Raw genomic sequence first — 25958 nt, forward strand, 5'->3', positions numbered from 1 at the left:
TAACACCTATTTTACCATTTAGTTTTTCTTCCATGGAAATTCTATTTCTTTCCGAAATTACTTAAACTAAACAAAAGCGAGGTAAACAAAAACACAATATCCTAAAAATAGTATCGCACCTTTTAATCTACTTAACTTAAATTTTTCAGGAATAAATATTAAAGGTAAAATCACAAAAGCAAAAGCTAACATCCAATAAATATCCCTAGTTAAAATTTGAGGTTCAGTTACAGGAATAGTCTTAATTATAGATGTCAAACCTAAAACTGATGCTATATTAAAAATATTAGATCCTATTAAGTTACCTAATGAAATCGCCTTCTCTCCTTTTACAGCTGCAATAACAGAAGCTGCTAATTCAGGAACACTTGTCCCAATCGCAATCATCGTTATTGAAATCACACCTTCACTAACACCAACACTTTGTGCTAAATCTTTTGCTCCTTTAACTAACAAATCGGAACCAAAATACAATGCTACAGCTCCAATTAGTAACCAAACAGAAATTTTACCATAACTTATAGCAGCTAATTTATCATCAACTTCATCTGAATCTGCATCTTCCTCTTTTGCTGATTTAATTAGGACAATTAAGAAAACAACTAAACCTAAAAATAAAATTATCCCTTCTGTGTTAGTTAATTGATTATCATTCTGAAGGAAATAAAAAATAACTAAAGAAAAGAGCATCATTACAGGCCAATTCAATTTTAAAAAATCTTTACTAACTGCTATTGGACCTATTAAAGCAGTAACACCAAGAACCAAACCGATGTTTGCAATGTTAGACCCTATTACATTATTAATAGCTATAGCAGGTGAACCATCTAAAGCAGCTTGTAAACTAACCAATAATTCTGGTGCAGAAGTAGCAAAAGAAACCACAGTCATACCTATCACCATTTTTGATATGCTCAATTTAAAAGAAAGACCTACTGAAGCTTTCACTAAAAAATCTCCTCCAAAAACTAACAACACCAATCCAACAAGAACATACACAATACTCATACTAGTTATATTTTTTATTGCGAATATAGACAATTATACGTTGTTTAAATTTCAATTTTTAATAACAAAAAATCAACAAATTTTAATCTTGAAAATTTCTATGATTTTTTCATCCAAAAGATAAAAAGCAAGTTTTCCCCTTCTTGAAAACATCATTTTTCCTTTGCTTTCAAAACACGATTAAAAAGAGCCCTTTATTTTATTACACATAAAAACACAAAATAAACATTTACATTATATATAAAAACTAAAAATAAGTAAAACATGTTTCATTTTAAAACTTTTTTAACTTTTTTGACTTCATATATAAATCCAATTAGATTAAATCTATTTCAAAAATTTGGTAATCATATTTCGTTCGTCATATATTCATCAAACAATTTCGAAATTGATCAAATTACTAACTAAAAACAACATAAAAAATGATAACTATCATATTGAAATTAACAGTAGCTTTTATTGAACTTGTATCAAGTATAATTCAAACTATTTTTTAACAACAACTATTTAAAACATTAAACTAACTATGCTAACATTTTTCGGAATTTTATTAATTCTATTAGGATTTGCATCTATTGTAATAAAACCCTTCTTTAAACAAACAAAAGATTTAGAATGGCTAACAACACAGAAAAGTATTACTGTGATTATTACAGGTATATTATTAAGCATAACCTCTGGAATATTCTTTTATGCTGAACCAGGAACTGCTTACGCTGTTCAATATCCATGGGGTGGACAAAAAGCTGTATTTCAACAAGGTTTAAAAACTAAAATGTGGGGAAGATTAATCCCTATACAATTTGAAATCCCAGTAAAATATGTAATACCAAATAAAAAGGGACAATTAGGAGATCAAAGTCAGTATGCCTATGTAGACAAATCACGTCAATGGGAATTTAACGATGCTGTAAAAGGGAAGATTGCTACATCAATTGTAATAAGCATTGATATTTCAGATGAAAAACAGTTTTTATCAGTTGCTGATAGAAACAAAACAGAAAAGAATTTAATACGATCTAGAATTATACCAAATATCGATCAATCTATAAAGAACACTTGTAAGCTTATGGCTGCCCAAGATTATATTTCTGGTCAGGCTGCAGATTTCGATAGATATTTTCAAGATCAATTAGAAAATGGAATGTATGTTTTAGAAGAATATGCTGAAAACCAAAAACCAGAAATTATTGGTGACAGCACTGTAACTAGAACTATTCCAAACAAAGAATCACGCCAAAAAAGATTCAGAATAAAAATGAAAAATGGCGAACCTGTAAGAGTAAAAGGAAACTCATTAAAATCATACGGTTTAACCGTAGTACAAGCTGTAGTAACTGAAATTGATTGGGAGGATACTTTTGACAACAGATTACAATTACAGAAAGAAGAAGTTGCACAAACACAATTAGAAAAACAACAAGCTGAAAGAGAATTTTATCGCGCACAAAAAGAAAAAGCAAAAGGAGAAGCAGAAAAAGCAAAAGAAAGAGCTAGATTAGAAAAAGCACAAATACAACAGACCATTGCAGCTGAAACAGAAGCAAAAGTTGCTGAATTTAATTTAACAAAAGAAAAGAAACAATATGAAGTTGAACAATACAAAGCAAAAAGTAAAAAGTTAGCCGCAGATGCTCAAGCTTATGAAAATCAAAGGTTGGTAAGTGCAGGACTTACACCTCAAGAAAAAGCAGAATGGGAATACAAAACCGCAGTGGGAGTTGCTAAAGAATTAAAAGACTTAAAACTTCCGACTACCTACATAGAAGGAAGTACAGGAAATAAGAACAGTGGGAATTTGCTACAATCGTTAATTGGTGCTGAATTAGCTAAGAAAATGATTGAAAAGAAGAATTAGAAAACGAAAAAGTGAAAACGAAAAAGTGAAAACGAAAAAGTGAAAACGAAAAAGTGAAAACGAAAAAGTGAAAACGAAAAAGTGAAAACGAAAAAGTGAAAACGAAAAAGTGAAAACGAAAAAGTGAAAACGAAAAAGTGAAAACGAAAAAGTGAAAACGAAAAAGTGAAAACGAAAAAGTGAAAACGAAAAAGTGAAAACGAAAAAGTGAAAACGAAAAAGTGAAAACGAAAAAGTGAAAACGAAAAAGTGAAAACGAAAAAGTGAAAACGAAAAAGTGAAAACGAAAAAGTGAAAACGAAAAAGTGAAAACGAAAAAGTGAAAACGAAAAAGTGAAAACGAAAAAGTGAAAACGAAAAAGTGAAAACGAAAAAGTGAAAACGAAAAAGTGAAAACGAAAAAGTGAAAACGAAAAAGTGAAAAGTGATGAGCCAAGTCTCATCACTTTTCCATCCTTTTTCATTATATTTGATTACAAACCTTTTATAATGAGAAAAAAATTATTTAAGGCCTTAGCCAAAATCAATAAAATCTTGCTTCCGTCTTTCACCAAGAGACAGTTGGATATTTCAAAAGCATCTAAATTTCAACTAGTAATAATTGGATGGAGAGCTTATATCACAAAAAACGCATTAGATTAATTTTTAAAAATTTTGATTATGAGTGATTACATTAAACTTTTTTCAGGAACATCTATAATTGTAAATAGATTAGCACAAATTCTAGATGAATTAGGCATAGCCTCAATTATTAAAGACAATCATGAATCTGGAAGATTAGCTGGTTTTGCAACACTAGGACAATCTGTTGACCTTTTAATTAACGAGTCGGATTCAGAAAAAGCAAGTGAAGCTTTAGAAAATTTTAAAAAAGAATTTTCTAAATAATTTTAAGATTTAAAAAAAACTTATATATTTGCATCCGCAAAAACGGCCTCGTAGCATAACTGAATAGTGCACTTGATTACGGCTCAAGAGGTTGCAGGTTTGAATCCTGCCGAGGTCACAATAGCTCTTTAAATTAACTTTAAAGAGCTTTTTTGTTTTTAAACCCTTACTAAAAGCAAAAAACATTCAAAGCCAAACCTTCTTATTTCTCTACATTATTATTTTTTTCGATATAAAAAAGTTCTTTTTACATGTTTTAAAGAAATCAAAACACACTAAACTACTTCATTTTCAAATATTTTAAATAAATTTTCTTATTTTTAAGGTACCCCGATTAAAAAATCTATTAAAAAATGAATTACAAAGTCAATTTCTTGTCAAGGCATACTTCAAATCGCTAAAAAACATAAATACACTAAAACCAATTTTTAATATTACTCATATTAAAAAGTGACTTAAAAAAGTTTTTGCTTCACATTAATTAACAATTTATTTAAAAGCAACAAACTTAACTAACCTCACTTTTTAACACTAATATAAATCAACTCATTAAATTTATTAGTATTAGTAGCATAAAAGAAACACCTTATGATAACAACATTATCTTTAAATAAAACTTTATTTATAAGAAATATAATGTTTCTTATTTTTATATTTCTTTTTCTCTTTAAAACTCACTCTCAACTTGATAGCCATCATTACTTACCTCCTTTAAAACAAACATCGGGAACAAATAATTCTGCAAATCACCAAAGTACCGCTGCAATATCACAACAATCTATTTACTTATCAACACCAGAAACTACCGCTTTTTCAGTAAATGTTTATAGAGGAACATCTGGAACTCCCTGGCTAACGATACCTAGTTTATCTAAAGGAACACCCTTTATAATAGATAATGTAGATGACTCTGCAGGAGGGTTTACAGATCAAATCTTAGCCAACAGCAACAATAACATAACTCTAGTTACCAACGGAAACACAGGAATAGTTTTAACGAATTCTGGATTACGCTTTGAAGCCCCAGGAGGGCAAAAATTTTATGTTAACTACAGAGGACGATCAAGTGCACAAGCAGGTTCTTTAACCTGTAAAGGAACTAAAGCTCTCGGAAAAGAATTTAGATGGGGAGGAATTGCCAATAGACATTCAAATGTTAATAGCACAACTAGTTTAGGTATAATGGCTACTCAACCCAATACAACAGTAACTATTTCAGGTTTTAATCCTGATTGCGCATTTAGAAACGGAATTGATCCTATCGGAATTACAGATGATGTTATAACCATAACCAACATGCAACCAGGAGAAACTTATGTTTTAGAAGCAGTTAGAAACCAAACCGGAATAAGTACAGCAATAAACACAGCAAATATTGATGGTTGGTTAGGAGCCAAAATTGAAGCTACCGAGCCTATTGCTATTGCTAGTGGTGGTTTAAATTTCGGAATTAAATCTACTGCCCAATCTAGAGATGTAGGTATAGATCAACCCGTTCCTATAGATGTTATTGGTAGAGAATATGTTTTCATGAGAGGAGCTGGAGACGCAAATGACGGAACTGAATTCCCAGTAATTGTAGCAACACAAAACGACACAGATGTCTTTGCTGGAGGGACCTTAATAGGGACAATTGACGATGGTGAATATTTAGAAATTCCAGGTACGAATTATTCTGGAACAACAGCAGGCTCAAATATGTATGTAAGAACTTCTAAAGACGCTTATGCCTATCAATGTTTGGCTGGTCAAACTGATAGAATTCAAACAGTAGGAATGAATTTTATTGCACCAGTAAATTGTTTACTACCCAATACACTAGAAGAAATTCCACAGATTCAAGATATAGCCAATGTGAATTCAAACGTTTCGGCACTAACTATTGTAGCTTCAACTTTAATTAACGACACGGATGTAGAAATTTATCAAAATAATATTCAGATAACAACACCAGCCTCAAGTTTGGTTAATGATGGTACTGGCTCACCACAGTGGAAAACATTTTATGTTCCTGGATTAACTGGTGAAATATCTGTTATTACCCCAGGACCAATAGCTGTTGGTACATTTATGGCGCTTGGTGCAAATGCAGGTTTAGCAGGATATTATTCAGGCTTCGATACTGTACCAACAGTAGAAGTAGAAATAACAGGAGGCGGGTGTCATCCAGGATCAATTCTTCAAGAAATTTCAGGGAGTTTTGCTAACTATGCTTGGTACAAAGGAACTGATGAAATTTCTGGAACTTTGCTTGCTAGCGGACCAACATTACAAACTTATGACCCAATAGCAGATGGTATTGGAAACTACTTTCTTAGAGTAACTGATTTTGGAGGATGTGAATATAACTCTGCAATAGTTAATTTTTTTAGTTGTGATCCTGAACTACTAGTAACAAAAGTTGATAATGCCGACCCTATTGATGCCGGAAGCAATGTCACATTCACTATAACTGCTGAAAGTTTTTCTGTAAACCCAATTACTAATGTTGTCATAGAAGATGTTTTACCTCCAGAATTAGAATTTATAAGCGCAAATCCTGATCCTGGAACAACATTTTCTAGCACAGGCACTTTAACTTGGACTATAGGCGGCATGAATCCAGGCGATAAATTTGAACTTGAAATTGTAGCTAGAGCCAAAAATGAAGCTTCTGGAACAGTAACCAATACTGTCAGTTACAATTACACTGAGATAGCAGGAGATGTAAATAATTTAGCAGATGATTTAACAGAAGATGTTACTATTAACGCATGTAATACTGCAAGTATTCCTTCTAGCACCCCAGTACTTTGCGTAAATACACCGCTAACTAACATCACTCATAACACAACTATTGCAACTGGTATTGGTACTCCCACAGGTTTACCAAATGGTGTTTCAGCAAGCTGGAGCGGAAACGTGATTACAATTAGTGGAACACCAACCAATACTGGAATTTTCAATTATAATATACCTTTAACTGGCGGATGTAATACAGTTAGTGCCACTGGTACTATTACAGTTAACACAATCCCTATTGCTAATCCAATAATGGGACCAACTGAAGTTTGCATTAATAGTACAATAGATTTAACAGAAGGGACAACAGGTACTATTATCTGGAATTCTTCGAATACAGGAGTTGCTACAATTGACTCAAACGGTATTGTTACCGGAATCTCTACAGGTACAACAGACATAACCTATACTGTTACTGATGTAAACGGATGTACCTCACCACCTTCTCCAACTTATTCAATATCAATAAACCCATTACCAACATCCACATCATTATCCTCTAATTCTCCAATTTGTGAAGGAGCAAATGCTGAATTTACTATTACAGGTAGTCCAAATACAGAATTAACGTATAACATTAATGGAAACCCTAATCAAACAATATTATTGAACGGAAGTGGAACTGTTACAATTACGGAAACATCAGCAACAAGTAATGTTATAATTAATTTAATATCATTAGAAATTCCAAGTACTGGATGTTCTATTAATTTAACAAACACAGATACTGTTACTGTAAATCCAAACCCAACGTTAGCTACTCATAATGATATTATTGTTTGTGATGATATGTCTGGTACACAATCATTAAATGCCAATGATGCCATTACTTTAAACCCTAATACATCCGTAGTTTGGTATGATGCTATTACAGGAGGAAATATCGTAGCCTCTCCAATTGTTAATACTACAAGCCTTAGTACGGATCCTCCAACATCCTTCTTTGCTCAAATCACAAATACATCCTCATCATGTGTTAACCCTATTAGGCAAGAAGTAAAATTACAAATCGTATCACCTCCTTTTCCTGATTTAACAGAGTCTACTTGTTCAAATCAAGCTCTAAACATAGGATTATCTTTTCAAGCTACTTATACTGTAAGTTCGGATGATCCTATTAATGTGCCTCCTGCAGCAAATAGAACTACTCCAACAATAGCCAATATTACAGATACTTATGTTAATACAACTGGATTACCTGTAAACATTACTTATACTGTTTCAATAGTTGATGGATCTGCTTGTGACGGACAAACATTTGATATAGTAGTAACCGTTAACCCTGAACCTCATAATATTTCTGCGCCAACTGATACTCTTTGCTCTGGTATAACTTTAAATCATGATTTATCTAGTGACGTAAATATTTCTGGTAGTACTTTTTCTTGGTCTGCTGCTGAAAACCCAAATGTAACAGGAGAAACAGTTGCTGGAGGATCTGGAAATATCATCGATGATACTTTAACCAATACATCTTTAACCACACAAATAGTAACATATACAATTATACCTACAAGCCCTTCAAGTTGCCAAGGATCTGCTTTTACCTATACTGTAACTTTAAAACCTCAAATATCAATCACAGCACAACCTTTGGCTTCTCAAACTATGTGTGTGGATGCTACTCCTTCCGATCTTAGCGTAACTGCAACTGGAGGGGTAGATGGACTCACCTATCAATGGCAAAGCTCTTCAACTAGTGGAACTGGATTTACCAACATATCTGGCGCTACTAATTCAACATATACACCTAGTACAACATCTAGCGGAACAACATATTATCAGGTAATTGTTAGTGATGCTAGTGGAGTCTGCTCAAGTTTAACTTCCTTAGAAACTGTAGTAATAGTTAATCAAGATCCTACAATTACCGCTCAACCATTGACTTCGCAAACCATATGTATGGATGCTACTCCTTCCGATCTTAGCGTAACTGCAACTGGAGGGGTAGATGGACTTAGCTATCAATGGCAAAGCTCTTCAACTAGTGGAACTGGATTTACTAATATATCTGGCGCTACTAATTCAACATATACGCCTAGTACAACATCTAGCGGAACAACATATTATCAGGTAATTGTTAGTGATACTGGAACTGGTTGTAATTCTGTAACTTCATTAGAAGCTGTAGTAATTGTTAATCAAGATCCTACAATTACCGCTCAACCATTGACTTCGCAAACCATATGTGTGGATGCTACTCCTTCCGATCTTAGTGTAACTGCAACTGGAGGGGTAGATGGACTTAGCTATCAATGGCAAAGTTCTTCAACTAGTGGAACTGGATTTACCAACATATCTGGCGCTACTAATTCAACATATACACCTAGTACAACATCTAGCGGAACAACATATTATCAGGTAATTGTTAGTGATACTGGAACTGGTTGTAATTCTGTAACTTCATTAGAAGCTGTAGTGTTTGTTAATCAAGATCCTACAATTACCACTCAACCATTGACTTCGCAAACCATATGTGTGGATGCTACTCCTTCCGATCTTAGCGTAACTGCAACTGGAGGGGTAGATGGACTCACCTATCAATGGCAAAGCTCTTCAACTAGTGGAACTGGATTTACCAACATATCTGGCGCTACTAATTCAACATATACACCTAGTACAACATCTAGCGGAACAACATATTATCAGGTAATTGTTAGTGATACTGGAACTGGTTGTAATTCTGTAACTTCATTAGAAGCTGTAGTAATTGTTAATCAAGATCCTACAATTACCGCTCAACCATTGACTTCGCAAACCATATGTGTGGATGCTACTCCTTCCGATCTTAGCGTAACTGCAACTGGAGGGGTAGATGGACTCACCTATCAATGGCAAAGTTCTTCAACTAGTGGAACTGGATTTACCAACATATCTGGCGCTACTAATTCAACATATACGCCTAGTACAACATCTAGCGGAACAACATATTATCAGGTAATTGTTAGTGATACTGGAGCTGGTTGTAATTCTGTAACTTCATTAGAAACTGTAGTAATTGTTAATCAAGATCCTACAATTACCGCTCAACCATTGACTTCGCAAACCATATGTATGGATGCTACTCCTTCCGATCTTAGCGTAACTGCAACTGGAGGGGTAGATGGACTTAGCTATCAATGGCAAAGCTCTTCAACTAGTGGAACTGGATTTACTAATATATCTGGCGCTACTAATTCAACATATACGCCTAGTACAACATCTAGCGGAACAACATATTATCAGGTAATTGTTAGTGATACTGGAGCTGGTTGTAATTCTGTAACTTCATTAGAAGCTGTAGTAATTGTTAATCAAGATCCTACAATTACCGCTCAACCATTGACTTCGCAAACCATATGTGTGGATGCTACTCCTTCCGATCTTAGCGTAACTGCAACTGGAGGGGTAGATGGACTTAGCTATCAATGGCAAAGCTCTTCAACTAGTGGAACTGGATTTACTAATATATCTGGCGCTACTAATTCAACATATACGCCTAGTACAACATCTAGCGGAACAACATATTATCAGGTAATTGTTAGTGATACTGGAGCTGGTTGTAATTCTGTAACTTCATTAGAAGCTGTAGTAATTGTTAATCAAGATCCTACAATTACCGCTCAACCATTGACTTCGCAAACCATATGTGTGGATGCTACTCCTTCCGATCTTAGCGTAACTGCAACTGGAGGGGTAGATGGACTTAGCTATCAATGGCAAAGCTCTTCAACTAGTGGAACTGGATTTAATAATATATCTGGCGCTACTAATTCAACATATACGCCTAGTACAACATCTAGCGGAACAACATATTATCAGGTAATTGTTAGTGATACTGGAGCTGGTTGTAATTCTGTAACTTCATTAGAAGCTGTAGTAATTGTTAATCAAGATCCTACAATTACCGCTCAACCATTGACTTCGCAAACCATATGTGTGGATGCTACTCCTTCCGATCTTAGCGTAACTGCAACTGGAGGGGTAGATGGACTTAGCTATCAATGGCAAAGTTCTTCAACTAGTGGAACTGGATTTACTAATATTTCTGGCGCTACTAATTCAACATATACACCTAGTACAACATCTAGCGGAACAACATATTATCAGGTAATTGTTAGTGATACTGGAGCTGGTTGTAATTCTGTAACTTCATTAGAAGCTGTAGTAATTGTTAATCAAGATCCTACAATTACCGCTCAACCATTGACTTCGCAAACCATATGTGTGGATGCTACTCCTTCCGATCTTAGTGTAACTGCAACTGGAGGGGTAGATGGACTTAGCTATCAATGGCAAAGCTCTTCAACTAGTGGAACTGGATTTACTAATATTTCTGGCGCTACTAATTCAACATATACACCTAGTACAACATCTAGCGGAACAACATATTATCAGGTAATTGTTAGTGATACTGGAGCTGGTTGTAATTCTGTAACTTCATTAGAAGCTGTAGTAACTGTTAATCAAGATCCTACAATTACCGCTCAACCATTGACTTCGCAAACCATATGTGTGGATGCTACTCCTTCCGATCTTAGCGTAACTGCAACTGGAGGGGTAGATGGACTTAGCTATCAATGGCAAAGCTCTTCAACTAGTGGAACTGGATTTACTAATATTTCTGGCGCTACTAATTCAACATATACACCTAGTACAACATCTAGCGGAACAACATATTATCAGGTAATTGTTAGTGATACTGGAGCTGGTTGTAATTCTGTAACTTCATTAGAAACTGTAGTAATTGTTAATCAAGATCCTACAATTACCGCTCAACCATTGACTTCGCAAACCATATGTGTGGATGCTACTCCTTCCGATCTTAGCGTAACTGCAACTGGAGGGGTAGATGGACTTAGCTATCAATGGCAAAGTTCTTCAACTAGTGGAACTGGATTTACTAATATTTCTGGCGCTACTAATTCAACATATACACCTAGTACAACATCTAGCGGAACAACATATTATCAGGTAATTGTTAGTGATACTGGAGCTGGTTGTAATTCTGTAACTTCATTAGAAGCTGTAGTAATTGTTAATCAAGATCCTACAATTACCGCTCAACCATTGACTTCGCAAACCATATGTGTGGATGCTACTCCTTCCGATCTTAGCGTAACTGCAACTGGAGGGGTAGATGGACTTAGCTAGCAATGGCAAAGCTACTAATTCAACATATACACCTAGTACAACATCTAGTGGAACAACATATTATCAGGTAATTGTTAGTGATACTGGAACTGGTTGTAATAATCATTCTGGTTAATCAAGCTACTCAACCAACTTCAAACATATACTACTCCTTCCCTAGTACAACATCTAGCGGAACAACATATTATCAGGTAATTGTTAGTGATACTGGAACTGGTTGTAATTCTGTAACTTCATTAGAAGCTGTAGTAATTGTTAATCAAGATCCTACAATTACCGCTCAACCATTGACTTCGCAAACCATATGTGTGGATGCTACTCCTTCCGATCTTAGTGTAACTGCAACTGGAGGAGTAGATGGACTTAGCTATCAATGGCAAAGCTCTTCAACTAGTGGAACTGGATTTACTAATATTTCTGGCGCTACTAATTCAACATATACGCCTAGTACAACATCTAGCGGAACAACATATTATCAGGTAATTGTTAGTGATACTGGAACTGGTTGTAATTCTGTAACTTCCTTAGAAGCTGTAGTAATTGTTAATCAAGATCCTACAATTACCGCTCAACCATTGACTTCGCAAACCATATGTGTGGATGCTACTCCTTCCGATCTTAGCGTAACTGCAACTGGAGGGGTAGATGGACTTAGCTATCAATGGCAAAGTTCTTCAACTAGTGGAACTGGATTTACTAATATTTCTGGCGCTACTAATTCAACATATACACCCAGTACAACATCTAGCGGAACAACATATTATCAGGTAATTGTTAGTGATACTGGAGCTGGTTGTAACTCTGTAACTTCATTAGAAGCTGTAGTAATTGTTAATCAAGATCCTACAATTACCGCTCAACCATTGACTTCGCAAACCATATGTGTGGATGCTACTCCTTCCGATCTTAGTGTAACTGCAACTGGAGGGGTAGATGGACTTAGCTATCAATGGCAAAGCTCTTCAACTAGTGGAACTGGATTTAATAATATATCTGGCGCTACTAATTCAACATATACGCCTAGTACAACATCTAGCGGAACAACATATTATCAGGTAATTGTTAGTGATACTGGAGCTGGTTGTAATTCTGTAACTTCCTTAGAAGCTGTAGTAACTGTTAATCAAGATCCTACAATTACCGCGCAACCATTGACTTCGCAAACCATATGTGTGGATGCTACTCCTTCCGATCTTAGCGTAACTGCAACTGGAGGGGTAGATGGACTTAGCTATCAATGGCAAAGCTCTTCAACTAGTGGAACTGGATTTACCAACATATCTGGTGCTACTAATTCAACATATACGCCTAGTACAACATCTAGCGGAACAACATATTATCAGGTAATTGTTAGTGATACTGGAGCTGGTTGTAATTCTGTAACTTCATTAGAAACTGTAGTAATTGTTAATCAAGATCCTACAATTACCGCTCAACCATTGACTTCGCAAACCATATGTGTGGATGCTACTCCTTCCGATCTTAGTGTAACTGCAACTGGAGGGGTAGATGGACTCACCTATCAATGGCAAAGTTCTTCAACTAGTGGAACTGGATTTACTAATATTTCTGGCGCTACTAATTCAACATATACACCCAGTACAACATCTAGCGGAACAACATATTATCAGGTAATTGTTAGTGATACTGGAGCTGGTTGTAACTCTGTAACTTCCTTAGAAGCTGTAGTAATTGTTAATCAAGATCCTACAATTACCGCTCAACCATTGACTTCGCAAACCATATGTGTGGATGCTACTCCTTCCGATCTTAGCGTAACTGCAACTGGAGGGGTAGATGGACTCACCTATCAATGGCAAAGTTCTTCAACTAGTGGAACTGGATTTACCAACATATCTGGCGCTACTAATTCAACATATACACCTAGTACAACATCTAGCGGAACAACATATTATCAGGTAATTGTTAGTGATACTGGAGCTGGTTGTAATTCTGTAACTTCATTAGAAGCTGTAGTGTTTGTTAATCAAGATCCACAACTAATTTCTTTAACTACAAACTCCCAAATTTGTGAAGGTGAAAATGCCGAATTTACTATTATAGGTAGTCCAAATACAGAATTAACATATAACATTAATGGAAACCCTAATCAAACAATATTATTGAACGGAAGTGGAACTGTTACAATTACGGAAACATCAGCAACAAGTAATGTTACAATTAATTTAATATCATTAGAAATTCCAAGTACTGGATGTTCTATTAATTTAACAAACACAGATACTGTTACTGTAAATCCAAACCCAACACTAGCTACTCATAATAATATTATTGTTTGTGATGATATGTCTGGTACACAATCATTAAATGCCAATGATGCCATTACTTTAAACCCTAATACATCCGTAGTTTGGTATGATGCTATTACAGGAGGAAATATCGTAGCCTCTCCAATTGTTAATACTACAAGCCTTAGTACGGATCCTCCAACATCCTTCTTTGCTCAAATCACAAATACATCCTCATCATGTGTTAACCCTCTTAGGCAAGAAGTAAAATTACAAATCGTATCACCTCCTTTTCCTGATTTAACAGAGTCTACTTGTTCAAATCAAGCTCTAAACATAGGATTATCTTTTCAAGCTACTTATACTGTAAGTTCGGATGATCCTATTAATGTGCCTCCTGCAGCAAATAGAACTACTCCAACAATAGCCAATATTACAGATACTTATGTTAATACAACTGAAAACCCTGTTACAATAACCTACACCGTTACTATAGATGACCAAACTACTTGTAATGGAGAAACTTTTGATGTAATTGTGAATGTCAACCCTGAACCTCTTAACAACACAAATCCTAATGATATTATTTGTAGTGGTGACCCTTTAAATCATGACTTAACAAATGATGTAAATACACCTGGAACTACTTTTAATTGGATCGCTGATGATAATCCTAATATATCTGGAGAAACAATTTCTGGAGGAAATAACTCAACTATTAATGATATATTAACAAATACTAGTGGAACTACACAAAATGTTGTATATACAATTACTCCTACTAGCCCAAATGGATGTGTAGGAGACCCTTTTGTATATACCGTAACGATTAATCCTGAACCATTCAATGCAAATACTTCAATGGAAACTATTTGTAGTAACACTGCATTAAACCATAATTTAAATGAAGATATTAATTTATCAGGAAGCACTTTTAACTGGATTGCTGTTGACAATCCATATATATCAGGAGAATCATTAATTAATTCATCATCATCAACTATTAAAGATATTCTGATTAATACTAGTGGGACTACTCAAATTGTTGAATACTTAATTACCCCAGTAAGTTCTAGTGGTTGCAATGGAAATCCATATACATTTTCAGTAACTGTAAACCCAGAACCTTTTAACATTATAGAACCAATTATAACTATTTGTAGTAGTGGAACGTTAAATCATAATTTAAATGCAAATATTAATTTACCAGGAAGTACCTTCAACTGGTCAGCAATTAACAACCCACATGTTACTGGAGAAACAATAACAAGTTCTTCTTCTGAAAACATAACAGATACATTAATCAATACTAGTGGGACTACTCAAACGGTAGTGTATAATATTCAAAGTATCAGTCCTACTGGTTGTACTAGTAATAATTTTACATATACTGTAACTGTTAATCCAGAGCCTTTAAATACTAATCCCCCAACGAATATTATTTGTAGTAATACTACACTAAACCATGATTTATCAAATGATGTTAATATTACTAATACTTCATTTGTTTGGTCAGCAATAAACAATCCTAATGTTATTGGAGAAACAACAACAAGTAATTCAGCTTTAACTATTACAGATACATTAATTAATACTAGTGATGATATTCAAACTGTAACATATATTATTACTCCAACAAGTAGTAATGATTGTTTAGGAGGATCTTATACATACACAGTAACTATTAATCCTGAGCCGTATAACTCTCTTCCATTAACAGAAACAGTCTGTAGTAATACCAATTTAAATCTTGATTTATCTACTAATATAAATCTATCAGGAACTACTTTTAGTTGGGTAGCTAACGACAATGGTTTTGTCACTGGAGAAACTACGACAGAATCTAATTCTTCAATAATTACAGATACCCTCATCAATATTAGTGGAAGTCCTCAAACTGTTACATATACAATTACACCTATAAGCAACAATGGTTGTGCTGGAACCCCTTTTACTTATGCAGTTACTATAAACCCTGCCCCACTATATTCAACTCTTACAACTGAAACAATTTGTAGTAATACCAATTTAAATCATGATTTATCTACTAATATAAATTTATCTGGCACTACTTTTAATTGGTCGGCAACGGATAACCCAAACATAACTGGAGAAACATTAATAAACTCATCATCTGATATTATTGGAGATACATTAATAAACACAAGTAACACTACTCAAACCATAATATATACAGTAACGCCCATTAGCAATGATGGCTGTATTGGTAGTTCATTCACACATACTGTATATGTAGATCCTCTTCCTGAATTTGTTTCTTTAACAACTAACACTCCTGTTTGTGAAAATAACGATGCAGAGTTCTACATTTCTGGATCTCCTAATAGTGTTTTAACTTACAATATAAATGGTAACGCTAATCAAACAATAACATTAAATCCTTCTGGAAATGCTCTTATTATTAGCCCAGATGTTAATTCTAACACTACCATCAACTTAATTTCTTTACAATTTAACAATGCTAATTGTTCAGTTAATCTGAACAATACAGCTACTGTAAATGTAAACCCCATACCTACATTAACCTCTATAAATAATCTAATCCAATGTGAGGAAACACCTGTTCAAACTCTTAACGCTAACGATGGTATCACTTTTGAACCTAACATTTCTGTAACTTGGTATGACACCCCTACTGAAGGAAACATCGTAACTAATCCTACAACCAATACTATAAACTCCCCTATTACTTTCTATGCTGAAATTACTGACACTAACACATCTTGTGTTAACCCTAACAGACAAGAAGTTACTTTACATATTGTATCATCTCCTCCTTCTCCTAACTTTAATGAAGTTATATGTTCTGGTCAAAATTTAAATGTAGCTATTAATTCATTTACCGCTACATATACAGTAGTATCTTCAGATCCTATTAATGTACCTCCTGCTCCTAATAGAACTACAGCTATAGCCGAAAATATTACTGATAGCTATATCAATACAACTGAAAACCCTGTTACAATAACCTACACCGTTACTATTGATGACCAAACTGCTTGTAATGGAGAAACTTTTGATGTAATTGTAAATGTCAACCCAGAACCTCTTAACAACACAAATCCTAATGACATTATTTGTAGTGGTGACCCTTTAAATCATGACTTAACAAATGATGTAAATACACCTGGAACTACTTTTAATTGGATCGCTGATGATAATCCTAATATATCTGGAGAAACAATTTCTGGAGGAAATAACTCAACTATTAATGATATATTAACAAATACTAGTGGAACTACACAAAATGTTGTATATACAATTACTCCTACTAGCCCAAATGGATGTGTAGGAGACCCTTTTGTGTATACCGTAACGATTAATCCTGAACCAATTGTTTTACCTATTAGTGGAGTTTCTCAATTATGTATTGGTGAAATAATTACACTTACTGAAGGCACTTCTGGATCTAATGTGACTTGGATATCTTCAGACACAAATATCGCAACAATAGATGCTAATGGAAATCTTACAGCAATTAACTACGGTTCTGTAAATATTACATATGTCGTTACTAATGATTTCGGCTGTAACTCTATTAGCTCTCCTATTTTTACAATAATTGTAGGGCCTTCAACTGATACCGACGGAGATGGGTTAACCGATTGTGAAGAAACTACAGGAATTGACGACCCATCTACTTCTGGAGTCCCTTCAGGAACAAGCGACCCTAATAATGCTTGTTCTTTTACGGGAACACCAATTCCAGAAATTAACAATACAACTTGGCAAAATTCTGATTGTGATGGTGATGGAGTAACTAATGGACAAGAAATTACTGATGGAACAAACCCTTCTAATCCTTGTTCATATACTATTACTTCTATTTCATTATCTCAATCAGACCCATGGTTATCTGTTGATTGTGATGGTGACGGGGTAATTAACGGTCAAGAAGTAATTGATGGGACGAATCCTTCAAATCCTTGTTCTTATACATCAAGCTCTATTACTTTATCTCAAACCGGCTTATGGTTGTCTTCTGACTGTGATGGTGACGGTGTAACTAACGAGCAAGAAATTAGTGATGGTACTATCCCTTCTAATCCTTGCTCTTTTGTACCAAACTCTATTACCTTACCACAAATTGGCTCATGGTTGTCTTCTGACTGTGATGGTGATGGAGTAACTAACGAACAAGAAATTAGTGATGGAACAAATCCTTCTAATCCTTGTTCATATACTATTACTTCTATTTCATTATCTCAATCTGAAATTTGGTTAACCTCCGATTGCGATGGTGATGGAGTAACTAATGGACAAGAAGTTAATGATGGTACTAACCCTTCTGATCCTTGCTCTTTTATTTCTACCTCTATTTCGTTATCTCAATCTGGCTCATGGTTATCAGCAGATTGTGATGGAGATGGTGTTTTAAATGAACAAGAAATTATTGATGGAACAAATCCTTTTAATGGCTGTTCTTACAACAGCACAAATCAAACTCTAGCAAATACATCCAACTCTTGGAATACCTTAGACTGTGATGGAGATAATGTTTTGAATTTACAAGAAGTTTTAGATGGAACGAATCCTTTAGACCCTTGTTCAGTTTCAAATCCTATAATACCATCAACAACAAATTCAAATTATAATATTTGGGCAAATGAAGATTGTGATGGTGATGGAGTAACAAATGATCAAGAAGCTTTAGACGGAACCAACCCTTTTGATGCTTGTTCATATAATAGCATAAATCAAGTTGCCTCTAATGTATCAATAACCTGGAATAACTTAGATTGTGATGGTGATGGTGAAACTAATGAAGAGGAAGTAAATAACGGAACGAATCCTTCTGATCCTTGTTCTGTTTCTAATCCTACAATCCCATCAATAACAGATCCTAATTATAGTATTTGGGCAAATGAAGATTGTGATGGTGACGGAGTAACTAACGGACAAGAAGTTATTGATGAAACTAACCCTTCTGATCCTTGTTCATATAACAGTACAAATCAGATAGCATCAAATATATCTACAACTTGGAAAAATTTAGATTGTGATGGTGATGGTGAAACCAATGAAGAAGAAGTTAACAACGGAACGAATCCTTCTGATCCTTGTTCAGTTTCAAATTCTACAATACCATCTACAACAAATTCAAATTATAATATTTGGGCAAATGAAGATTGTGATGGTGACGGAGTAACTAACGGACAAGAAGTTATTGATGGAACTAACCCTTCTGATACTTGTTCATATAACAGTACAAGTCAGATAACATCAAATGTATCTACAACTTGGAATAATCTAGATTGTGATGGTGATGGCGAAACCAATGAAGAAGAAGTTAACAACGGAACTAATCCTTTAGATCCCTGTTCAACATCTAATCCTGAAATACCATCTACAACTAATACGAATTATAGTATATGGGCAAATGAAGATTGTGATGGTGATGGGGTTACTAATGGACAAGAAGTTATTGATGGAACGAATCCTTTCGATACTTGTTCATATAACAGTACAAGTCAAATAACACCAAATGTATCTACAATTTGGAATAATTTAGATTGTGACGGAGATGGAGTTATAAACGGAGATGAATTATTAGATGGAACAAACCCATTAGATGGATGTTCATATGAACCTTCTAGTCAAGAAATTTCTAACACCTCTAACTCATGGAATGAATTAGATTGTGATGATGATGGTTTATCAAATGAAGAAGAACTAAATCAAAATACAGATCCACTTAACCCAGATAGTGATGGTGATGGTCTTACTGATGGTGAAGAAGTTTCAGGAATAGATGATCCTAATACCCCCCTTGATCCTACATCTTTTGTGGAAGGGCCTACCTCAGACCCTAATGATCCTTGTGATCCTGTTGAAGGTACCAATTGTAATAATGACGAATGTTTAAACCCTTATAATTTAATGTCTCCTGATGACGGAAACACAAATAATAGTGTGTTCTTTATAAAGTGTATAGACAATCCAAAGTACGCTAACAATACAGTTGAGATTTTTAACAGATGGGGAAATACTGTTTTTAAAATTAAAGGATATAGTAATACAGATTCTTCTAAACGATTTGAAGGTATCTCTAATGGAAGAGCTACAATTACTGTTGATCAAAAATTACCAGTAGGAACTTATTATTATGTTATAGATCCAGGAAATGGTGATAAACCTAAAACAGGATGGTTATACATTAATAGATAATACCCAAAATAACAATGTTGAATATGATTAAAAGAATAATTTATAAAGTAATAGTAATTATAATATCACTTACTTTTATTGAAAGAGGATTAGCACAACAAGACCCACAATACACACAATATATGTATAATACAATGAGTGTTAATCCTGCTTATGCCGGATCAAACGATCATACGGTTATAATGGCCTTAGGAAGAACACAGTGGGTAGGACTAGATGGAGCACCAGATTCTCAAACTTTAAGTTATGATACCGCCATCGGTTATTCGGGTGTTGGTTTAGGTATCAGTTTAACAAATGATAGAATTGGTCCTGCAAATGAAATTTATTTAGATGCTAACATTTCTTATACTATACGAACAGGAAATGAAGGTAATTTAGCTTTTGGATTAAAATTAGGTGGAAGACATTTAGCAATTGATTGGAGTAAAGGAACTGCTAGACAGCAAGAACGAATATTCGAAGGAACCATAAGTAAATTTTTACCTACTATTGGAGCTGGTATTTATTTCTACAAATCGAATTGGTATATTGGAGCTGCAATACCAAATTTTATTAGAACAGATCATTATGATGACACTATAACTACCACAAGTTTTGGAAGTGGAGATTTAGCAGAAGAAAGGTTGCATTTTTTTGGTATTGCTGGTTATGTGTTTGATTTAAGTGAAACATTAAAATTTAAACCAGCTACATTAGTTAAAGTCGTAAATGGTGCACCAATATCTTTAGATTTGTCAGGTAATTTCTTATTTAATGAAAAATTTACTGCTGGTTTAGCTTGGAGATGGGGAGATTCAATAAGTGCATTATTAGGTTTACAAGCAACTGAAAATCTGAATATTGGATTTGCCTATGATCTTACAACATCAAACTACAGTAATTACAATTCAGGAACATATGAACTTATGCTACGATGGGATATTTTTAGAGGGCAAGTTGTAAAATCACCTAGATTCTTTTAATAAAAAACAAATACTAACACATATTTTTTTGTTAACAACAACAATATCTGTATACCACTTATACTTTAAAAAACATATAACACCTTAAAATTAACGCTACAAAAAGCGAGAAAACCATTACTTTAACTAATACAACTAGGTTAAAAGATATATATATTTTAAAAGTTATAACTTTGTCTCTCATTTTACTGTTATTTGTATAATAATAAAGTTTAACTTTAAAACACATTTATAAACCAGTTAATGTTTAAATTTAGTCCTAGAATAAAATAACTTTTTTTTCGTTGTTATATTTAATTAAATCTCATAGTAAAAGCCCCAATATAAAGTAATGAGTCCTAAAAACCGAGCAAAACCTAATGGTTTTAAGTATCTTATAGCTACACTAGTCATTTTAATTGTAGTATATTCTTTCAAGCTAAATAGTGATTATAAAAAACTTGAAGATGCTTTTTCTGAGCAGAAAATTGAACTTCAAGCTGAATTAGATGAAATTATTGATGATTATAAAAACATCAATGTAAAAAATAAAGATCTTTCTCAAAGACTTGTTAAAGAGATAAACAAAATAATTATTTTAAGAGATTCTATTAAAAATCTTAAAAAATCAAATTACAATCTTATTGTAAAATACTCTAGAAGAATTGTAAAACTAGAAAGAGAAAACAGGCGTTTATTTATTCAAGTTGATTCTTTAAACAAACAGAACTACGAATTACTACAAGAAAATATTGTTGTAAAAAACGAACTTGAAGAAAAAAATGCTTCTCAAAAAACATTAACTAGAAAAAATAATTCATTAATAAAAGAACGTAAAGCCCTTAAAGCTAAAGTTGATGAAGCTGGAATAATAAAAGTAAATAACATTAGTGCTTTTGCTATGAAAGAAAGAAGTAGTGGTAAACTAACTACTACATCAAGATCAAGAAGAACAGATGCTTTTAAAGTAAAATTTGATTTAGAACCAAACCCAATCACTACACCAGGTAAAAAAGAAATTTTAATTCAAATTTTAGATGAAAACAAAAACGTAATCGCTGCTAAAGGAGATAAAAAAATTAAAAGCGGTGAAACTATAGTTTTTAGTGATAACATTTTTGCGGAATACGACAATAATCAACTAGGCGTAGTATCTTTAATTTTAGTAAACAGAGGAGATATTACTAAAGGCACGCATACTATTAATACATATGTTGATGGCGTTTTTACAGGAAAAACACAAGTTAAGTTAAGATAAACTAAATTCCTTATAATTATATGAAAGTGAGGAACAATAAATTCTTCACTTTTTTATTTATAAAGTATTAATAATTCAAACCATATTTTATTTTTGCAGTATGGCAAAACAAGAAGATCAATTTAAAAAGGTTATTTCTCACGCTAAAGAATACGGATATATTTTTCAATCATCTGAAATTTATGACGGTTTAAGCGCAGTGTATGATTATGCTCAAAATGGAGTAGAATTAAAGAAGAATATTAGAGAATATTGGTGGAAAGCAATGGTTCAAATGAACGAAAATATAGTAGGTATAGATGCCTCTATATTAATGCATCCGACTACATGGAAAGCATCTGGCCACGTTGACGCCTTTAACGACCCTTTAATTGATAATAAAGACTCTAAAAAAAGATATAGAGCTGACGTTTTAGTAGAAGATTATTGCGCTAAAATTGAAGCTAAAATTGATAAAGAAGTTAAAAAAGCAGCAAAAAGATTTGGTGATAGCTTCGATAAAGAACAATTTTTAGCAACAAATGGACGTGTTTTAGGTTATCAGGAAAAAATCAATTCAATTCTTTCTCGCTTAGCAAAATCTTTAGAAAATGAAGATTTAGCAGATGTTAAAGCTTTAATCGAAGAATTAGAAATTGCAGATCCTTTAACTGGTTCAAAAAACTGGACAGATGTTAAACAATTCAACTTAATGTTCGGAACACAATTAGGTGCTTCTGCAGACAGTTCTATGCAAGTTTACTTACGTCCAGAAACCGCTCAAGGTATATTTGTAAACTTCTTAAATGTTCAAAAAACTGGTAGAATGAAAATTCCTTTTGGAATTGCACAAACTGGTAAAGCTTTTAGAAATGAAATTGTTGCTCGTCAATTCATTTTTAGAATGCGTGAGTTTGAACAAATGGAAATGCAATTTTTCATCAAACCAGGTACTCAGCAAGAATGGTATAAACACTGGAAAGAAACTCGTTTAAAATGGCATTTATCATTAGGTATGGGAGAAGATAATTATCGCTTCCATGATCATGAAAAACTAGCTCATTATGCTGATGCTGCTGCTGATATTGAATTTAAATTCCCTTTTGGATTTAAAGAGTTAGAAGGAATTCATTCACGAACAGACTTTGACTTAAATCAACATGAAGAGTTTTCTGGAAAAAAATTACAATACTTCGATCATGAAGAAAATAAAAGTTATGTACCATATGTATTAGAAACATCTATTGGTTTAGATCGAATGTTCTTAGCTGTTTTTTCAAATTCTTTACAAGAAGAAGAATTAGAAAACGGTACATCTAGAGTTGTATTAAAATTACCTGCCGTTTTAGCGCCTGTAAAAGCTACAATAATGCCATTAACAAATAAAGATGGTTTACCAGAAATAGCCCAGAAAATTTACAAAGAATTAAGATGGGAGTTTAACACTATAATCGATGATCAAGGAGTAAGTATTGGAAAGCGTTACAGACGTCAAGATGCCGCAGGAACGCCATTTTGTATTACTGTAGATCATGACACTTTAGAAGATAATACAGTTACTATTCGTCATAGAGATTCAATGGAACAAAAAAGAGTTAAAATAGACGATTTAAGAAGTATTATTAAGCAAGAAGTTGATATGCGAACTTGGTTAATGAAAATGTAATAAAACTGTTTAAAAACATTATAAAAAGCCTACTAAAATAGTTTTAGTAGGTTTTTTATTTTTGTAAAGTAAAAAAATAAGATAATAAATGAAAAAAATCATCAGTATACTTTTTATCATCTTTTTAATATGGATGGTTATCGGAGCTTATCTTTTAAATATAAATCACGAAAAAGCACAAATAGTAATGGGCCTAGGTGTAATGTATATGTCTTTTGTATTAATGCCTATTTTTATTTACTATCGATATAAAGATGGCAAGTATAAAAAGTACATCATAGATAATAAAACAAAAAAAGGTTGAGAAAATTCTCAACCTTTTTACATTATGATTTATAGTTACTACCTTAATAAAGGTGAATAATTACTAGGATAATCATTTGCTTTAGCTAAACCATTTGTAGCTGTAGTAAATGTACTTCCAAATTCTTCATCAATAGCTTCTAAAATTCTATTTGCCATTAAAGCATATCCTTTAGCTGTTAAATGTACACCATCTAAACTAACTAAACCTCCTGTTACTAAATTTCCATTAAAAATAAAATCATCAAATTGAACACCTGAATCTGAAGCAGCTTCTTCTAATAAACCTTTTAAGTTTACCAAAGCTAAATTAGCATTTGCGCTAACAGCATTTTCTATTGTAGTATTGTAAGTATCTGTTGCTAATTTTATTTCTTCTTGCTCTTGAGGTGTTAATACCCATTTATCTGCTAATGGTAATGTTATACCTTGTGCAGAAAATTGCCCCGCTAAAGTAGCTGGTAAAAGACCACCACTTTGTGCTATTAAAGCAGCAGCAGCATCTTCATTAACTTTCCCTATAACAGTACTACTTGGTAAAACAAACAAATCGTTTGCTGTAGCAGATCTAGCTTTACCATATTGTTGACCTAATAATTGTGCTACTAATGGTGCAGCAGCAGCTGGCAAACCTAAAGATTCTACAAAAGGAACAAAAGTAGGGCTAGCACCTAACGTATTAGTAATAGCAGTTGATAAGTTTGTTGCATTTTCATCATAAATTACAAGTGCATTTGAAGCATCTGAAGCAAAAACAATAGATCTCTCAGCTTCTCCTGCTCCAGCATATATTTGATTAATTGCACCAAAAACATTATTTAATAAAGGAATTTGCGCAGCTAACTGGGCTCCTTCATCTGTGTCAGCTGTAGGATCTAATGGGTTATAAGGCACAGTTGTAAAATGAGCTAAAGAAGTAATGTAAGGCACATTACCCACTACACCTTTTGCTCCATTTGCAGTTAATGCATTAATTACCTGACCAAATACAGCATCGAAAGTAGTTGTAGGGGTAATTGGATTATAATTATCTGCGGTCATATCACTCTCTCCACCAGATAAAGCATAACCTAAAACATCATTACCTCCAAACTCAGACAATGTAAAGAATGTAGGGTTTTTTGCCACTACATCTGCTAAAACTGTTGTAGTAGCACTAGATGCAACTCTAACGAAATATGGGTTTGCTGTTCTTGGCGTAGCAACTAAACCAGCAGCACTACCGTAACCAGGCGCTACAAAGTGAAAACTTTTTGCTCCTGGCATTCCATAGTTGTTTATATCTCCTGCTACCGCATTAGTAACTTCCGTAGTTGGTGTAGCTCCTAAAACAGCTAAAGACGAAGGTCCTTTTCCATCAAAAAATAGTCTAGGCCCCTGAATTTGAGTTCCTCCAAATAATAAACCTCCAATGTTATCACTCATTAATGGTTGAGAAAAACTACCTCCACCAGCTAAAGCAAATTTTTGAGATAAAATATTTGGAAAAGAATTTTCTTGAGCGGCTATAAACAAAGCATTATCGGTAAATCCAGCAGTAAATGAGGCTCCAATAGAAACATAATTAGAAAAATCTAATCCGTTAGCATTTACAGGAACTACTTCTACTTCAGGTGCAACAATAGGCTCAAGGTCATTATTTACGTCACATGCGGTTAATCCTAATAAAACAAAAGGTAACCAACTATATTTAAATTTCATT

General features: G+C 33.6%; 11 protein-coding genes and 1 tRNA gene. 10 read left to right on the forward strand and 2 right to left on the reverse strand.

The window, feature by feature from the left end; genetic code table 11:
* Nucleotides 1-66: 66 nt before the first annotated feature.
* On the reverse strand, nt 67-1008 hold the full coding sequence (locus ACSIGC_RS10000; protein WP_442264683.1) for a calcium/sodium antiporter: 942 nt from the start codon (nt 1006-1008) through the stop codon (nt 67-69).
* 526 nt (nt 1009-1534) lie between these two features.
* On the opposite strand from ACSIGC_RS10000, the gene ACSIGC_RS10005 reads away from it, so the two are divergent.
* From ACSIGC_RS10005 to ACSIGC_RS10050, 10 genes are all read left to right on the forward strand, one after another.
* Entirely contained in the window at nt 1535-2866 is a 1332-nt protein-coding gene (locus ACSIGC_RS10005) for a hypothetical protein (RefSeq protein WP_442264684.1), read from the forward strand.
* 660 nt (nt 2867-3526) lie between these two features.
* A complete protein-coding gene (locus ACSIGC_RS10010) occupies nt 3527-3754 on the forward strand; it encodes a putative signal transducing protein (RefSeq protein ID WP_442264685.1) in 228 nt (75 codons plus the stop codon).
* A gap of 44 nt (nt 3755-3798) precedes the next feature.
* Nucleotides 3799-3872 (forward strand) — tRNA-Arg (locus ACSIGC_RS10015).
* A gap of 470 nt (nt 3873-4342) precedes the next feature.
* Nucleotides 4343-11668 carry a PKD-like domain-containing protein gene (locus ACSIGC_RS10020; RefSeq protein ID WP_442264686.1) on the forward strand — a complete coding sequence of 2442 codons (7326 nt, stop codon included), beginning with the start codon at nt 4343-4345 and terminating at the stop codon, nt 11666-11668.
* Nucleotides 11655-11783 carry a hypothetical protein gene (locus ACSIGC_RS10025; RefSeq protein ID WP_442264687.1) on the forward strand — a complete coding sequence of 43 codons (129 nt, stop codon included), beginning with the start codon at nt 11655-11657 and terminating at the stop codon, nt 11781-11783. The genes ACSIGC_RS10020 and ACSIGC_RS10025 overlap by 14 nt, the downstream gene beginning before the upstream one ends.
* Nucleotides 11746-20106, forward strand: coding sequence for a PKD-like domain-containing protein (locus tag ACSIGC_RS10030; protein ID WP_442264688.1), 8361 nt, complete (start codon nt 11746-11748; stop codon nt 20104-20106). The genes ACSIGC_RS10025 and ACSIGC_RS10030 overlap by 38 nt, the downstream gene beginning before the upstream one ends.
* A gap of 23 nt (nt 20107-20129) precedes the next feature.
* Nucleotides 20130-21071, forward strand: a complete 942-nt coding sequence (locus ACSIGC_RS10035) for a PorP/SprF family type IX secretion system membrane protein (protein WP_442264689.1) — start codon at nt 20130-20132, stop codon at nt 21069-21071.
* Nucleotides 21072-21402: 331 nt separating this feature from the next.
* The gene (locus tag ACSIGC_RS10040; protein WP_442264690.1) at nt 21403-22308 is read left to right on the forward strand and encodes a hypothetical protein; all 906 of its coding nucleotides are present in this window, start codon (nt 21403-21405) and stop codon (nt 22306-22308) included.
* Between the two features lie 100 nt (nt 22309-22408).
* Nucleotides 22409-23953, forward strand: coding sequence for a glycine--tRNA ligase (locus ACSIGC_RS10045; RefSeq protein ID WP_442264691.1), 1545 nt, complete (start codon nt 22409-22411; stop codon nt 23951-23953).
* A gap of 88 nt (nt 23954-24041) precedes the next feature.
* Nucleotides 24042-24257 (forward strand): hypothetical protein, encoded by a 216-nt coding sequence (locus ACSIGC_RS10050; RefSeq protein ID WP_442264692.1) that lies wholly within the window; start codon nt 24042-24044, stop codon nt 24255-24257.
* 38 nt (nt 24258-24295) lie between these two features.
* Here the strand turns inward: ACSIGC_RS10050 and ACSIGC_RS10055 are convergent, their stop codons facing one another.
* A complete protein-coding gene (locus ACSIGC_RS10055) occupies nt 24296-25957 on the reverse strand; it encodes a G-D-S-L family lipolytic protein (protein WP_442264693.1) in 1662 nt (553 codons plus the stop codon).
* Nucleotide 25958: the final 1 nt, after the last annotated feature.

Source organism: Tenacibaculum aquaeponti (genome assembly GCF_052084715.1).
Taxonomy (GTDB): domain Bacteria; phylum Bacteroidota; class Bacteroidia; order Flavobacteriales; family Flavobacteriaceae; genus Polaribacter.

Coding starts and splice junctions, on each gene's coding strand:
- ACSIGC_RS10000 (WP_442264683.1), bottom strand. CDS start 1,008: ATGAGTATTGTGTATGTTCTTGTTGGATTGGTGTTGTTAGTTTTTGGA.
- ACSIGC_RS10005 (WP_442264684.1), top strand. CDS start 1,535: ATGCTAACATTTTTCGGAATTTTATTAATTCTATTAGGATTTGCATCT.
- ACSIGC_RS10010 (WP_442264685.1), top strand. CDS start 3,527: ATGAGTGATTACATTAAACTTTTTTCAGGAACATCTATAATTGTAAAT.
- ACSIGC_RS10020 (WP_442264686.1), top strand. CDS start 4,343: ATGATAACAACATTATCTTTAAATAAAACTTTATTTATAAGAAATATA.
- ACSIGC_RS10025 (WP_442264687.1), top strand. CDS start 11,655: ATGGACTTAGCTAGCAATGGCAAAGCTACTAATTCAACATATACACCT.
- ACSIGC_RS10035 (WP_442264689.1), top strand. CDS start 20,130: ATGATTAAAAGAATAATTTATAAAGTAATAGTAATTATAATATCACTT.
- ACSIGC_RS10040 (WP_442264690.1), top strand. CDS start 21,403: ATGAGTCCTAAAAACCGAGCAAAACCTAATGGTTTTAAGTATCTTATA.
- ACSIGC_RS10045 (WP_442264691.1), top strand. CDS start 22,409: ATGGCAAAACAAGAAGATCAATTTAAAAAGGTTATTTCTCACGCTAAA.
- ACSIGC_RS10050 (WP_442264692.1), top strand. CDS start 24,042: ATGAAAAAAATCATCAGTATACTTTTTATCATCTTTTTAATATGGATG.
- ACSIGC_RS10055 (WP_442264693.1), bottom strand. CDS start 25,957: ATGAAATTTAAATATAGTTGGTTACCTTTTGTTTTATTAGGATTAACC.